11 protein-coding genes are annotated in these 13,011 nt (G+C 69.1%); 8 read left to right on the forward strand and 3 right to left on the reverse strand.

What is annotated here, in order from left to right; translation table 11 throughout:
* Positions 1 to 29 precede the first annotated feature (29 nt).
* A complete protein-coding gene (locus CVV76_RS14235) occupies positions 30 to 2,066 on the forward strand; it encodes a N,N-dimethylformamidase beta subunit family domain-containing protein (protein ID WP_102225330.1) in 2,037 nt (678 codons plus the stop codon).
* A gap of 107 nt (positions 2,067 to 2,173) precedes the next feature.
* Here the strand turns inward: CVV76_RS14235 and CVV76_RS14240 are convergent, their stop codons facing one another.
* Positions 2,174 to 2,941: a UTRA domain-containing protein gene (locus tag CVV76_RS14240; protein ID WP_102225331.1), complete on the reverse strand. Its 768-nt coding sequence runs from the start codon at positions 2,939 to 2,941 to the stop codon at positions 2,174 to 2,176.
* A 509-nt stretch (positions 2,942 to 3,450) separates the two neighbouring features.
* On the opposite strand from CVV76_RS14240, the gene CVV76_RS14245 reads away from it, so the two are divergent.
* The 3 genes from CVV76_RS14245 to CVV76_RS14255 all read left to right on the forward strand — a co-directional run bounded on the left by CVV76_RS14245 (position 3,451) and on the right by CVV76_RS14255 (position 6,186).
* Positions 3,451 to 4,470 (forward strand): ABC transporter substrate-binding protein, encoded by a 1,020-nt coding sequence (locus tag CVV76_RS14245; protein WP_102225332.1) that lies wholly within the window; start codon positions 3,451 to 3,453, stop codon positions 4,468 to 4,470.
* A gap of 111 nt (positions 4,471 to 4,581) precedes the next feature.
* A complete protein-coding gene (locus CVV76_RS14250; protein WP_102225333.1) occupies positions 4,582 to 5,385 on the forward strand; it encodes an ABC transporter permease in 804 nt (267 codons plus the stop codon).
* Between the two features lie 12 nt (positions 5,386 to 5,397).
* Positions 5,398 to 6,186 (forward strand): ABC transporter ATP-binding protein, encoded by a 789-nt coding sequence (locus CVV76_RS14255; RefSeq protein ID WP_102225334.1) that lies wholly within the window; start codon positions 5,398 to 5,400, stop codon positions 6,184 to 6,186.
* A 67-nt stretch (positions 6,187 to 6,253) separates the two neighbouring features.
* On the opposite strand, the gene hisC is transcribed toward CVV76_RS14255, so the two are convergent.
* Positions 6,254 to 7,357, reverse strand: coding sequence for a histidinol-phosphate transaminase (gene hisC, locus CVV76_RS14260; protein ID WP_102225335.1), 1,104 nt, complete (start codon positions 7,355 to 7,357; stop codon positions 6,254 to 6,256).
* A 78-nt stretch (positions 7,358 to 7,435) separates the two neighbouring features.
* Between hisC and CVV76_RS14265 the strand changes: the two genes are divergently transcribed.
* The 4 genes from CVV76_RS14265 (at position 7,436) to CVV76_RS14280 (ending at position 11,968) form a co-directional block, all read left to right on the forward strand.
* Positions 7,436 to 8,227, forward strand: coding sequence for an SDR family NAD(P)-dependent oxidoreductase (locus CVV76_RS14265; protein WP_102225336.1), 792 nt, complete (start codon positions 7,436 to 7,438; stop codon positions 8,225 to 8,227).
* Positions 8,228 to 8,321: 94 nt separating this feature from the next.
* Positions 8,322 to 9,647: a histidinol dehydrogenase gene (hisD, locus tag CVV76_RS14270; protein ID WP_102225337.1), complete on the forward strand. Its 1,326-nt coding sequence runs from the start codon at positions 8,322 to 8,324 to the stop codon at positions 9,645 to 9,647.
* A 3-nt stretch (positions 9,648 to 9,650) separates the two neighbouring features.
* Positions 9,651 to 10,664, forward strand: coding sequence for a zinc-dependent alcohol dehydrogenase (locus CVV76_RS14275; protein WP_102225338.1), 1,014 nt, complete (start codon positions 9,651 to 9,653; stop codon positions 10,662 to 10,664).
* Positions 10,661 to 11,968, forward strand: coding sequence for a hypothetical protein (locus tag CVV76_RS14280; RefSeq protein WP_102225339.1), 1,308 nt, complete (start codon positions 10,661 to 10,663; stop codon positions 11,966 to 11,968). The genes CVV76_RS14275 and CVV76_RS14280 overlap by 4 nt, the downstream gene beginning before the upstream one ends.
* Before the next feature lie 280 nt (positions 11,969 to 12,248).
* Here CVV76_RS14280 and CVV76_RS14285 read toward each other — a convergent pair whose 3' ends face one another.
* The gene (locus CVV76_RS14285) at positions 12,249 to 12,977 is read right to left on the reverse strand and encodes a GntR family transcriptional regulator (RefSeq protein ID WP_102225340.1); all 729 of its coding nucleotides are present in this window, start codon (positions 12,975 to 12,977) and stop codon (positions 12,249 to 12,251) included.
* Between the last annotated feature and the right edge of the window lie 34 nt (positions 12,978 to 13,011).

Raw genomic sequence — 13,011 nt, forward strand, 5'->3', positions numbered from 1 at the left:
GCCCCGGCAAATCCAGACGGAGAGGCCAGATGACACGACGGCTCGATCACGCGAACATGGCGGTTGCAGGCTTCATCGAACCCTGGTCCACCGCATCGGGCACGACCACCGAGGCGTTCCTTTCCGCGGCAACGCCGGATGCCCGCCTGCGTGTGGTCGCGCTGGATCGCGACGCGCCCGAGGATCAGCCCTGGCCCATCCGGCGCCTCGGCGAGGGGCTGCGCCACCGCGACTACAGCCTTGGCGCCTGGCTGGAGCTTCCGGCGGCGGAGGCCGATGGCTGGGGTCTCACCCTCGAAATCCTGCTCACCCGCAACACCGGCACGCGGACCCTCGTCGCGCTGCCGGAAGGCGGTGGCGTGACGGTCACGGACGACGCGCAGCTGACCTTGGTCGGCGCCGACGCCGTGGAGATCGCCCCCGTGGCGCGCGAACGCTGGTATTCCCTGACGCTGGAGGCCACCCCCGGAGAGATCTGCGCAACGCTCTCGCAGCGCGGGGCCGAGGTTGGACGGGCCCGCGCCGCGCGGCCGCCCCGCGCGGCCGGGGCATTGTCGGACCGGCCCACCCTCCGCATCGGCCGCGGCACCACGGCCACGGAGCCGACCGTGAACGCACGTGTCGGGCGGATCACGCGCCACATGGCACAGGCCGGGCAGGCCACAGGGGAAACATGGCATTTCCCGACCCGCGGCCCCGTCCCGCAGATCGCCGAGGCCGGCGGCGGGCCGGCGCTGACGGTGCACGGCCTGCCCACCTTCACCTGCGCCTCGGCGCGGTTCGACGGCACAATCCACGACCCGAGGCTGGAGCCCGCGCATTTCGATGCGATCCACCTGCATGACGACGATTTCGCGGGGTTCGACTGGGAGGCCGATGTCGCGATCGACATCCCCGCCGCCGCGCGCCCCGGCATCTACGGGCTGGAGGTGACGACCGGGGCGGGCACGGAAACGCTGCCCTTCTTCGTCCGCCGCGGGGCCACCGCCGCCGCCGCGCCCCGGCTTGCCTTCCTGGTGCCGACCAACACCTATCTAGCCTATGCCGACGAACGCCTGCCGCCCGACCGTTACCCCTGGACCGGCAGCGACCGGGGGCACCGCTTCGCCGGCGACAACGGCCTGCTCAGCCTCTACGACGTACATTCCGACGACAGCGGGGTCAGCCTGACGTCGTCGCGCCGCCCCATGGCGACGCTGCGCGCGGATTATCACTATCCGCTGTCGGGCGGGCCGCACCTGCTGCCGGTCGACCTGCAACTCTTGCGCCACTATGCCCGCCACGGGATCGAGATCGACATCCTGACCGACCGCGACCTGCACGACGAAGGCGCCGCGGCGCTGGCCCCCTACAGCGGCCTTCTGACCGGCAGCCACCCGGAATACTGGTCCGGCGCGATGATGACGGCGCTCGACGCCTTCCTCGACCGCGGTGGCAACCTGGGCTACCTCGGCGGCAACGGCTTCTACTGGGTCGTCGAGCATCAGGGCCACGTGATGGAGCTGCGCCGCGGCGTCAACGACATCTGGACCGGCCGCCCGGGAGAGCTTCACCTTTCGATGACCGGCCTGCCCGGCGGCGCGTGGGAACATCGGGGAAACCGCAATCCCCAATCCTTCCTCGGCGTGACCTACGCGATCATGAGCTTCGGCCCCTCGCGCCCCTACACCCGCCTGCCGGACAGTTTCGAGGGCCCCCACGCCTGGATCTTCGAGGGCGTCTCCGGCACCGTCTTCGGCGAAGGCGGCACCGTGGGCGGGGCCGCGGCGGGGTATGAGCTCGACTGCGTTCTGCCCTCGGCCGAGACACCGGGCAACCTGGTGCGGCTGGCCGTGGCCGAGGGGTTCGACGACAGTTTCCAGCTGCGCCCGGACCTCTGGCTCGCGGAGGGCGAGGCCGACCGGCAGGCGCATCGCCGGGCCGACATGACGGCCTATCGCCATGCCGGCGGGGGCACCGTGTTCTGCGCCAGCTCGGTCGCGTTCCTGGGCGCGCTGCCCGGGCCCGGCGGCGACAATGCAGTGGGGCGGATCCTGCGCAACCTGGCCCGCGGCTTCGCCGGCTGAGCCGGGTGCTGCCCGCGCACCACCCGCGCCCCAAGCCCGCCCATGTCTATACTTCGACCCGCCGGGCACCCGGCACGGACCGATCCGCCCGCGTCACGCGCCGCGCGTCATTCGGCGCGCCTGCCGTCCTCTCCCGGCGGGGTGAACTGGCTGACGATCTGATGGCTCTCGCCCGGGTAGATCTGGGACACCAGCGTGACCCAGGTGTCCGAGATCTCGGTCCGGCGCGTCACCCGCAGGCAGGCCTCCCCCAGCGCGAGGCCAAGGTTCCGCGCCACCTCCCTGTCGGCATTGATCGCGCTGATCGTATGGCGCCCCAGGGTCCAGGGGATCTGCCGCAGAAGCCACGACCCCGGCACCTCGTGGTTGAAGTCGACGTCCAGCGCGGCCGGGGCCATCTGCGGGTTGATGATCCGCTCCTCCAGGCAGAACGGCGTGGCCCCGGCGAAATGCACCCCTTCCAGCGCCAGAACCTCTCCGACATCGCCATCTGCGATGATCGCGCGGCGCCGCTCGTCCGGGGTCGGCGGGCGCAGCCGCTGCGCCGTCAACGTGAACCGATGTTCCAACCCCAGCGCGCGCACCTCGGCCTCGATATCCGAAATCTCCATGATGGCCGACTGCGCCTTGGGCTGGGCCACGAAGGTGCCAAGCTTGCGCCGCCGGACGAGGTAGCCCTGACGCGTCAACTCGCTCAGCACCTTGTTCATGGTCATGCGCGAGACGCCGTATTCCTCGGCAAGGTTGGTCTCGAAGGGCAGCTGGAACCCGGGGGGCCATTCCTGGGTGACGATCTTCGTCAGAAACCGGTGAAGCAGGGTCTCGTGCAGGGAACGTGTCTTTTCCGGCTTCATCTTGGTCCCGTCAGATTTCATCACGTAGTGTTAGCAACATCGCGTTCCCGACGCCAACGAGGCCGAGATCGGCAGGCCCGGATCCCGGGAAGGGCACCGCGGGCCGCCCCCGCCACCTTGCCCCGCGCACCACAGGATGGCTGCGTTTCCTGCCGCGTCACGGCCATCAGAGCGAAGCCACCATCGTCTTTGCCTAAAATAGTGGCTAACGTCGGATTTACGTACACGCGTCGCGGGAGCGCCGCAATTAAGTATATACAATAGACGGTCCAATTCCTACGGTCGACCCGATTCACCGGGACGCACCGGACGTCAGATGACCCGAAGGCGGGAGGGGCCGCGTGGCCGAACGACCAAGGACATATTGCGCCGGCATCCCGCGGCCGGGCCTTCGCGTCCCGCCACGGCGGCCCGACCACCCGTGCCCCGGTTCCGAGTATCGCGGTTGCCTTCGCGCGCCCGCCGGTATCTGTTCACCTCGTTTCTGAACCTCGCCCATCAATCCACCAACAGGAAGCAGGAAGACAAGAATGAACACGCTCCGCCGCAACATGCTCCGGATCCTTGCCGCAGGGGTCATCGGGGCCGCCACCGTCTCCGCCAACGTCTCCACCGCCAGCGCCGCGGGCCTCACCCTGCCGGCCAAGCCCGAATCCGGCACGCTGAAGATGGGGATCGAACCCTGGCTGGGCTACGGGCCGTGGCAGATCGCCAAGGAAAAGGACTTCTTCAAGAAGAACGGTCTCGACGGCGTCGACATCGTCAACTTCACCGAGGACAAGGACCTGAACGCGGCGCTCGCCTCGGGCAACATCGACGCGGCCAACGTCGCGGCGCATACCGCGATGATCATGGTCGCCGCGGGCCTGCCGGTGAAGGTGGTGCAGATGCTCGACGTCTCGATGACCGCCGACGCGATCATCGCGGGCAAGGGCATCACCTCGATCAAGGATCTGAAGGGCAAGCAGGTGGCCTATGAGCAGGGCACCACCTCGGACCTGCTGCTGAACTACGCGCTGGCCGCCAATGGCATGACGATCAAGGACATCCAGCCGGTGCCGATGCCCGCCGCAAACGCCGGCAGCGCGCTGATCGCCGGCCGCGTTCCGGTCGCCGTGACGTATGAGCCCTACCTGACCACGGCGATGAACCAGAACAAGGACGTGAAGGAGCTGTTCCCCGCCTCGAAGGATCCGGGCCTGATCAGCGACGTGCTGGTGGTGCGCACCGATTACATCAAGTCGCATCCCGGTCAGATCGCCGCCATGCTGAAAAGCTGGGACGACGCGGTGAAGGCCTACCGGGCCGACCCGAAAGAGGGACGCGCCATCATCTCGAAATCCGTCGGCGCCACGCCGGAGGAGCTCGGCACCGCGTTCGACGGGGTGAAGTTCTATGACCTGGCCGAGAACAAGAAGGCCCTCGGCGGCGATTTCGTCAGCAAGACCTACAAGGACATCGAGGCCGCGGCGACCAAGGCGGGCCTGCTGCAGCAGAAGGTGCCCGCCTCCAAGGTGATCGACACCGACTTCGTCAAGGCGGTGAAGTAACGCCCTGACACCCGGCGCGGCGCGGCCCCTGGGGCATGCGCCGCGCCGGCACGATCCGGCGGCCCCTGCCGGGCAGGCGGCGCCACCCCAACCAACGACAATGAGTGACGGATGAACACCCCCCGCAGGCGCCCCCAATCGCGCATCGGCCAGCCGATCTCCCGGCGCAGCTACCTCGCGACAAGCATCCTCGTCTTCGTGGCGATCGGACTGGTCTGGTTCGTGCTGACCACCTCGGGCATCGTCAGCCCGATCTTCCTGCCCTCGCCCGGCAAGGTCGTGTCGCAGCTCTGGACGCTGGCGCTGAACGGCACGCTGTGGGATGATCTCGTGGCCTCGCTCTACCGCATCTTCGTGGGCTTCCTGATCGCCACGGCGGCGGCGATCCCGATCGGGCTGATGATCGGCAACTTCGCCCGCTGGGAGGCCGCTATCGAGCCGCTGGTGGATTTCATCCGCTACATGCCGGTGACCGCCTTCGTGCCGCTGACGATCCTGTGGACCGGCACCGGCGACATGCAGAAATTCACCATCATCTTCATCGGCACCTTCTTCCAGCAGGTCCTGATGGTGATGGATAACGTCAAGCGCGTGCCGCGCGACTTCATCGGACTGGGCCGCACGCTGGACCTTTCGGACATGCAGATCCTGCGCCGCATCGTCCTTCCCAGCGCGATGCCCGGCATCTGGGACACGGTGCGCATCACGCTGGGCTGGTCCTGGACCTGGCTGGTGCTGGCCGAGCTGGTCGCCGCGACCTCGGGCCTCGGCTACCGCATCACCGTCTCGCAGCGCTATTTCCAGACCGGCACGATCATCGGCTACATCCTGCTTCTGGGCTTTCTCGGCCTGATCGCCGACCAGGTGATGAAGGCGCTCGGAAAGCGCCTGTTCCGCCAAGACACCCAGCACTGAGGGGGCCCGACCATGACCGAACCGAAACTGCGCATCCGCGGCCTTGGCAAGACCTTCCACAGCGACAAGCGCACGGTCGAGGCGCTGCGCGGCATCGACCTCGACATCGCGCTGAACGAATTCGTCTGCCTCGTCGGCGCCTCGGGCTGCGGCAAGAGCACGCTTCTGAGCATCGTCGCGGGCCTGCAGGACCATACTGTGGGCGAGATGGCGATCGACGGCGACCCGATCCTCGGCCCCGGCCTCGACCGCGGCGTGGTGTTCCAGTCCTACACCCTGCTGCCCTGGCTGACCGCACAGCAGAACGTCGAATTCGCCCTGCGCGCGGCGGGCAAGGACAGCGCCGCCTGCCGCGCCATCGCGCGCGAGCATCTGGAGCTGGTGAAGCTGGAGAATTTCGCGGGCCACTACCCGGCGGAGCTTTCGGGCGGGATGAAGCAGCGCGTGGCGATCGCGCGCGCGCTGTCCTACCGGCCCAAGATGCTGTTGATGGACGAACCCTTCGGCGCGCTGGACGCGCTGACCCGGCAACAGATGCAAAGCCTGCTGACCCAGATCTGGGAGGAGCACAAGCTGACCGTCCTCTTCGTCACCCACGATGTCGAGGAGGCGGTGTTCCTCGCCGACCGGATCGCGGTGATGGCGCCCTCGCCCGGGCGGATCGTGCAACAGTTCGACGTGGGCCTGGGCCGCCCGCGGCACGAGGACCTGATGGAAACGCCCGAGTTCATGCAGATGCAGCGGCAGGTGCACCGCGCCATCCTCGACGCCGCGCGCCCGCAGGCGGGTGCCGAGGCCTGAACGCCCCCGGCCCCCGTCTGGGCCCCCGGTCTGGGCCCCCGTCTGGGCCCCGATCCGTGCGGAGCGGCTAGAGGAGCGCGGCCAGCGCCGCAAGGAACTGGTCGTTCTCGCACCGCAGGCCGACCGAGACGCGAAGCCACGTCTCGTACCCCGGCTGCTTCCACGGCTTCACGATCACCCCGCCGTCGACCAGCCGGTCGGCCAGCGCCACCGCCGCCTGCCCGGTCTCGACGAACAGGAAGTTCCCCCGCGACGGCAGCACCCGGCAGCCAAGCCGCGTCAGCACCTCGGCCATCCGCGCGCGCTCTGCCGTGACCTCGGCCACGGCGGCCCGCATCGCCCCCTCGTGCGCCAGCGCCGCCAGCGCCCCGGCCTGCGCCGGCGCATTCACGTTGAACGGCGTCCGCACGAGGTTCATGCCCCGCACCAGCTCGGCATCGTTGCTCAGGCCATAGCCGATCCGCAGCCCCGCCATGCCATAGGCCTTGGAGAAGGTGCGCAGGACCAGAAGCGGCTTGTCATGCGACATCAGCCGTGCCGTACCCTCCATGTACCCCGCCCCACGCGCATATTCGACATAGGCCTCGTCGAGGCACAGCACCGCGTCGGGGTGCTGTGCCGCCAGCAGCGCGTCGAGGTCTTCGGGCGAAAGCCACAGACCCGCCGGGTTCATCGGGTTGGCGATCAGGATCAGCCGCACCGGCCGGGCCGCCGCCGACAGCAGCGCGGCCATGTCGATCGCATGATCCGGCGTCAGGCCGATCCGCGTGACGCCCGCCCCCATCATCACCGCGTAATCCTCGTGCAGCGGGAACGAGGGGTAAAGCGTGACGACCTCGTCCCCCGGGCCGAGAAGGCAGCGCGCCAGCACGTTCAGCAGGTCCTCGGACCCGTCGCCGAACAGGATCTGACCCGTGGGCACCCCGGTCCGCGCCGACAGCACCTCGGCCAGCGCCCGCCCGCCCGGATCGGGATAGACATGCGCCTGCCCAAGCGCCGCCGCCATCGCCGCGGCAACCTCGGGCGCGGCGGGATAGGGATTCTCGTTCGATCCCAGCTTGGCGATCGGCCCGCCGCCGCAACGGTCCTTCACATCCGCGAGGGTGAGCCCCGAGTTGTAGCTTGCCAGCGGGGCAAGTTCCGGGCGCAGGCGGGTCTTTGCGGAAAGCATTCGAGTGGACTCCGATTGACGGATGGGGGAAAGTTGTGCCAATCCTATGTATATACTTTATCGCGACAAGGGAAAGCCATGTCCGCCACCCCCGAAACCCCGCCCGCCGCCTTCCTGACGCAGCTCTTCGGGCTTTCGGGCAAGCGGGTGCTGGTGACGGGCGCCAGCCGCGGCATCGGCCGGGCGCTGGCGATCGGCTGCGCCCGCGCGGGCGCCGAGCTGATCGTGACCGCCCGCAGGCGTGACGCGCTGGACGAGACGATCGCCGCGATCGACGCCACGGGCGCACGGGCCACCCCCCTGCCCTTCGACCAGCGCGACATCGCCGCGACCGAAGCCGCGCTGACCGCGCTTTCCGCCCCCGTCGACGTGCTGATCAACAACGCCGGGATCGAGGAGGTCCGCCCCGCGACCGAGATCGACGAGGCGCTGTGGGACCGGATCGTCGACACCAACCTCAAGGGCGCCTTCTTCGTCGCCCGCACCGTGGCGCGCGGCATGCTTGCCCGCGGCGCGGGGGCGATCATCAACCTCGCCTCGCTGACCTCCTTCGTCGGCGTGGGCACCGCGGTGCCCTATTCGGCGTCGAAATCCGGCGTGCTGGGGATGACCCGGGCGCTGGCCGCCGAATGGGCGCCTTCGGGCCTGCGCGTCAACGCCATCGCGCCGGGATACTTCCGCACCGGGCTGACCGACGTGTTCTACCAGGATCCCGCCTGGGTCGACGCGATGACCGCCAAGGTGCCGATGGGGCGCCTCGGCGATCTCGACGACCTGGTGGGCGCCGCGCTCTTCCTCGGCAGCGACGCCGCGCGCTATGTCAACGGCCAGTGCATCGTGATCGACGGGGGATACCTCTCGACCCTCTGACCGCCCCGCCTGTCTACCCTCCCGCGCGCGCGCCGCGCCTCCTCCCTGCCCCGGGTCCTTCAGCCCCCGGATGCCCCTTCAGAAAGGACCCCCAATGACCGACGTCAACGTCAAGATCCTCAGCGAGCTGAGCGCCGAGGCGCGCGCCGCTCTGGTCCAGCGCTCGGAATCGGACCTGTCGTTCTTCCTCGAGAAGGTCGACCCGATCATCGAGGCGGTCCGCACCGAGGGCGACGCGGCGCTGGTCCGCTTCGGGCGGGAGCTTGACCGGGCCGAAGGGTTGACAGCTGGCAACCTCAAGGCCACCGAGGCGGAGTTCGACGCGGCCTTCGACGCGGTCGCCCCCGAGGTGATCGAGGCGATCCGCTTCGGCATCAACAACATCCGCACCTTCCACGAGGAGCAGGCGCCCGAGCCGATGTGGCTCAAGGAGGTCCGCCCCGGCGCCTTCGCGGGCGACCGCTTCACCCCGATCAACTCGGTCGCGCTCTACGTCCCGCGCGGCAAGGGGGCGTTTCCGTCAGTCACGATGATGACCTCGGTACCGGCGGTGGTGGCCGGGGTGCCGAATCTGTCGATCCTCACCCCGCCCGGTCCGGATGGCGGCGTCGATGCGGCCACCCTGGTCGCGGCGCGGCTGGCGGGGGTGGATACCGTCTACAAGGTCGGCGGCGCGCAGGCGGTGGCGGCCGTGGCCTTCGGCACCGAGACGGTGAAGAAGGCGCAAAAGATCGTGGGCCCCGGCAGCCCCTGGGTCGTCGCCGCGAAACGCCGCCTCGGCGGCATCATCGACCCGGGCCTTCCCGCCGGCCCGTCCGAGGTGATGATCCTTGCCGACGACACGGTGCACGGCGGGCTTGCCGCGATGGACCTGCTGATCGAGGCCGAGCACGGCCCCGACAGCTCCGCCTGGCTGGTGACCCCCTCGCGCCGGGTGATGGAGGAGGCTCTGGCCGCCCTGCCCGACCTCTGGTCGAAGATGACGCCCTCGCGCGTGGAATTCTCGCAAAAGGTGCTGGCCGGTCCCTCGGGCGGCATCGCGCTGGCAGCCTCGATGGATGACGCCATCGCCTTCGTCAACGCCTACGCCCCGGAACACCTTGAGATCCTGTCCACCAAGGCCTTCGACTACCTCGGCGAGATCACCGAGGCGGCCGAGATCCTGCTGGGCACCCACACGCCCGTGTCGATCGCCAACTTCGCGCTGGGGCCGAACGCGGTTCTGCCCACCTCGCGCGGGGCCAACACCTACGGGCCGCTGTCGGTAAGCGATTTCGTCCGCCGCAGCTCCATCGGCTACGTCACCGCCAAGGGCTATCCCGAGATGGCGCAGGCGGCGAAGACGCTGGCGGAATACGAGGGCTTCAGCTCGCATGCCAACGCGGTCAGCGACCTGCGCAAGACCTACCTGCCGGAGTAAACCATGCAATCGGTGCGCCTCCACGGCATCGGCGACCTGCGGGTCGAGGATATCGCCGTCCCCGCCGCCCCCGGCCCGGACGAGGCGCTGATCCGCGTCACCATGGCGGGGATCTGCGGCTCCGACCTGCACAACTTCCGCACCGGCGCCTGGATCACCCGCGCGCCCAGCGTCGCCGGGCACGAGTTCACCGGGATCGTCGAAAGCGTGGGGGCGGGCGTCGGCCACGTGGCACCGGGCGACCGGGTGATCGTCGACAGCCGCCATGTCTGCGGCACCTGCCCCGCCTGTCTGTCGGGCCGCGGGCAGGTCTGCGCCAATCTCGGCTTCCTGGGCGAGGTGATCGACGGCGGCTTTGCCGAGGCCACGCTGGTGCCGGGGCGGAACCTTCTGCGCGCGCCCGAGGGCGTTCCCGACCGCCACCTGGCGATGGCCGAACCGCTGGCCGTGGCGCTTCACGCGCTCGACCGGCTGGCGCCGCCCCCGGGGGCGCCCGTGCTGGTCGCGGGTTGCGGCCCGATCGGCGGGCTGGTGGCGCTGCTGGCGGCCGAGGCGGGCCATGCCGTCACCGTTCTCGACACCAACGCCGCGCGCGCCGCGCTGGTGGCAGAGGCGACCGGCGGCCACGTAGCCGACCCCGGGGCCCCGCTCCCCGCCGGGATCGAGCATGCCGTCGACACCACCGGCCATGCCGCGGTGATCGGCAAGCTGGCAGCCGACCTTCCCGGTTGCGGTCGCCTCGCCCTCGTGGGGATCGGCCGCGCGGGCCCGGTCCTCGACCCCCTCGCACTGGTCGAGCGGGAGCTTACCATCCTCGGCTGTCACGCCTTTACCGACGCGGACCTTGCCGGGATCGCCCGGCGCCTGCCCGCGCTCTCTCCCCGCCTCGACCCGTTCATCGCGGCCGAGATCCCGCTCTCCGAGGTGCCCGCCGCCTACGCCCGCCACCTCGCGGGCGAGGTCGGCGGCCTCAAGACCCTGATCCTCTGCCCCCCCGAGGCCCCCGAGACACCATGACTGCCCCCTCCCGGACCGCAAGAATCCGCGCCCTCGCCCGCACCGACCGTCCCGCGGCCGAGGCCGAGCTGGCCGCCTTCATCGCCGAACTTTTCGACATCCCGGTCAGCGACCTCAGGATCAATGTCGACCAGTATTCGCTCAACTCCCTCAACGGCTTCTTCATGTCGGGCAGCGCCGGGCGGTTCTTCAAGTTCCACCAGGAAGAGGGCGAGGAGGCGATGCGCGGCGAATATTACCGCGCCGATATCCTGGCCCGCGCCGGTCTGCCGGTGGATCAGCCGCTGCACATGTCCACCCTTCCGGGAGAGCAGCTTCTGGTCTACGCCAAGCGCGAGGATCCGCGCTTTTCCGACGTGCTCTTCGCCCTCGACCAGCACGACGACCCGGCGGCGACCGAACGCGCGGCCCGGGCCGAGGCCGCGCTGAACGACCATATCCTTGCCTGCGCGCGCGAAAGCCTGACCCCGATCACCCCGGAACAATCGGCGGCGGAACCCGTGCACCGGCTGTTCCACGAACGCCTTGTCGCGCCGGAGACCCGGGCCTATCCCGGCGGGCGGCTGGCAAGTTTCTACGTCGGCAAGGACTTTCTTTTCCCGGGCGGCCTGCGCCTGCACTGGGACCAGCTGAGTACCGCGACGCCGGTGATCAACGGGCTGGAATACCGCCATACCCTGGGCGAGATCTTCGACCGCGCCCACGCCCGCTATGCCCCCGCGCGGCTGGCCGATGCGGGCGGGATCGTGGGCCATGGCGATGCCCACAACGCCAATGTCTGGTACGAGCGCGGGACCGATGGCGACCGCCTGTCGTTCTTCGACCCGGCCTTCGCCGGCGATCACCTGCCCGCGCTGGTGGCCGAGGTGAAATCGACCTTCCACAACATCTTTGCCCATCCCTTCTGGCTTTATAACCCCGAGATGGCGGCCGAACGCTTTGCCGCCCGCGTGGACTATGCCGACGCCCGGTTGACGATCGACACCGACTGGGCGCCCACCCCGGTCCGCCGGCGCCTGCTGGAGATCAAGGTGGCGCATTTCTGGAAACCGTGGCTTGCCCATCTGGCCGCGCAAGGGATGCTGCCCGCGGACTGGGAGGAGGTGATCCGCCTCGGCCTGTTCCTGTCGCCCACGCTGGTGATGAACCTCAACGCGGGCGAAGGGGCCGACCGGCACAACCCGGTTTCGTCGGCGATCGGGTTGTCCGTCGCGCTGGCGGCCGGGTCGCGGCCGGTCGAGGGCGAGGACGATTTCACCCGGATGTTCACCCGAATGGCCCCGATTGCCGCATCGGGGGGCTGAAACGGCCAGATCCGGATCTGTGCGAGATGGCGGATCCTGGCCGCCACCCCGCGCAGCGTGTCCAATATGAGAAGGGCTCCGTGGCGCAGGACCACCGGAAGCTGCACGTCCGCGCGACTATTGTCCTTGGCGACGCCCTTCGGCATGCGGCGCATTTGGCGGCGTGGGAGCAGTGATCTTTCCTGACCGCGGGCGCGCCTATCTCGGAATGGCGGGGTGATCCGGCGGCGGGCGATGCAAAAGCCCCCCCTGTCCGTTCCGGCGACAGGGAGGGTTAGCCCTACGCCGCGACGATGAAAGCCTCGCTTCCCACGGCCTCCAGAAGCGAGGGCGCCCAGCGGACCAGGACATGCCTCAGATGCGCGACCACGGCTTTCTCCGCGCGGAGCCCGTCGCGCGAGGAGAGGTCCTCGAGCAATAGCCGGTGCTCCTCGCCGCTGCCGGGCTTCTGGAAATTGTCCCGCGGAACCTCGACGCCGCCGATCGTGTACCGGTGGATGTGCAGGGAGCATCGCTGAAGGATCGGCGAGAGCAGCTCCATCCCCGCCGCGCGCACAATCCGGTCGTGGAACGAGCGGTCGAGTTCGCTCGTCATGAGATAGTCGCCCGCGTGCTGCGATGCGTCCATCTTCTCGGTGATCTCCTCGAGCATGGCGCGGTGTTCCGCGAGGCCGGTTCGCTGGATCTCGCGCGCAGCGGCGCGTTCGATCGACAGGCGGACCCGCACCATCTGGACCGCTTCGAGCTGGCTGAGCCCTGTGACCCGGGTGCCGCGATACCCCGAACGTTCGACCAGCCCGTCGTCGGCCAGCCGCATCAGCGCCTCGCGGATCGTGCCCTGGCTGCACCGGAACTGCCCGGCCAGCTCCTGTTCGCGCAGCTGAGTCTCGGGCGTGAAGCCGCGGTACAGGATCATGCGTTTGATTACTTCGTAGACGATGTCCGACTTTTTCCCGCCAAAAGATTTGCGGTCGGCGATCACCTCCTCAAAATTGACGCTCTCTTGCATCTCCAGGTTCCTAGCTCGTCGGCATTATCGATAT

Source organism: Acidimangrovimonas sediminis, from assembly GCF_002871005.1.
GTDB classification, from domain to species: Bacteria; Pseudomonadota; Alphaproteobacteria; order Rhodobacterales; family Rhodobacteraceae; genus Acidimangrovimonas; species Acidimangrovimonas sediminis.

Excerpts from the sequence above, each read along its gene's own strand:
- CVV76_RS14235 (WP_102225330.1), top strand. The coding sequence starts at position 30 with ATGACACGACGGCTCGATCACGCGAACATGGCGGTTGCAGGCTTCATC.
- CVV76_RS14240 (WP_102225331.1), bottom strand. The coding sequence starts at position 2,941 with ATGAAATCTGACGGGACCAAGATGAAGCCGGAAAAGACACGTTCCCTG.
- CVV76_RS14245 (WP_102225332.1), top strand. The coding sequence starts at position 3,451 with ATGAACACGCTCCGCCGCAACATGCTCCGGATCCTTGCCGCAGGGGTC.
- CVV76_RS14250 (WP_102225333.1), top strand. The coding sequence starts at position 4,582 with ATGAACACCCCCCGCAGGCGCCCCCAATCGCGCATCGGCCAGCCGATC.
- CVV76_RS14255 (WP_102225334.1), top strand. The coding sequence starts at position 5,398 with ATGACCGAACCGAAACTGCGCATCCGCGGCCTTGGCAAGACCTTCCAC.
- hisC (WP_102225335.1), bottom strand. The coding sequence starts at position 7,357 with ATGCTTTCCGCAAAGACCCGCCTGCGCCCGGAACTTGCCCCGCTGGCA.
- CVV76_RS14265 (WP_102225336.1), top strand. The coding sequence starts at position 7,436 with ATGTCCGCCACCCCCGAAACCCCGCCCGCCGCCTTCCTGACGCAGCTC.
- hisD (WP_102225337.1), top strand. The coding sequence starts at position 8,322 with ATGACCGACGTCAACGTCAAGATCCTCAGCGAGCTGAGCGCCGAGGCG.
- CVV76_RS14275 (WP_102225338.1), top strand. The coding sequence starts at position 9,651 with ATGCAATCGGTGCGCCTCCACGGCATCGGCGACCTGCGGGTCGAGGAT.
- CVV76_RS14280 (WP_102225339.1), top strand. The coding sequence starts at position 10,661 with ATGACTGCCCCCTCCCGGACCGCAAGAATCCGCGCCCTCGCCCGCACC.
- CVV76_RS14285 (WP_102225340.1), bottom strand. The coding sequence starts at position 12,977 with ATGCAAGAGAGCGTCAATTTTGAGGAGGTGATCGCCGACCGCAAATCT.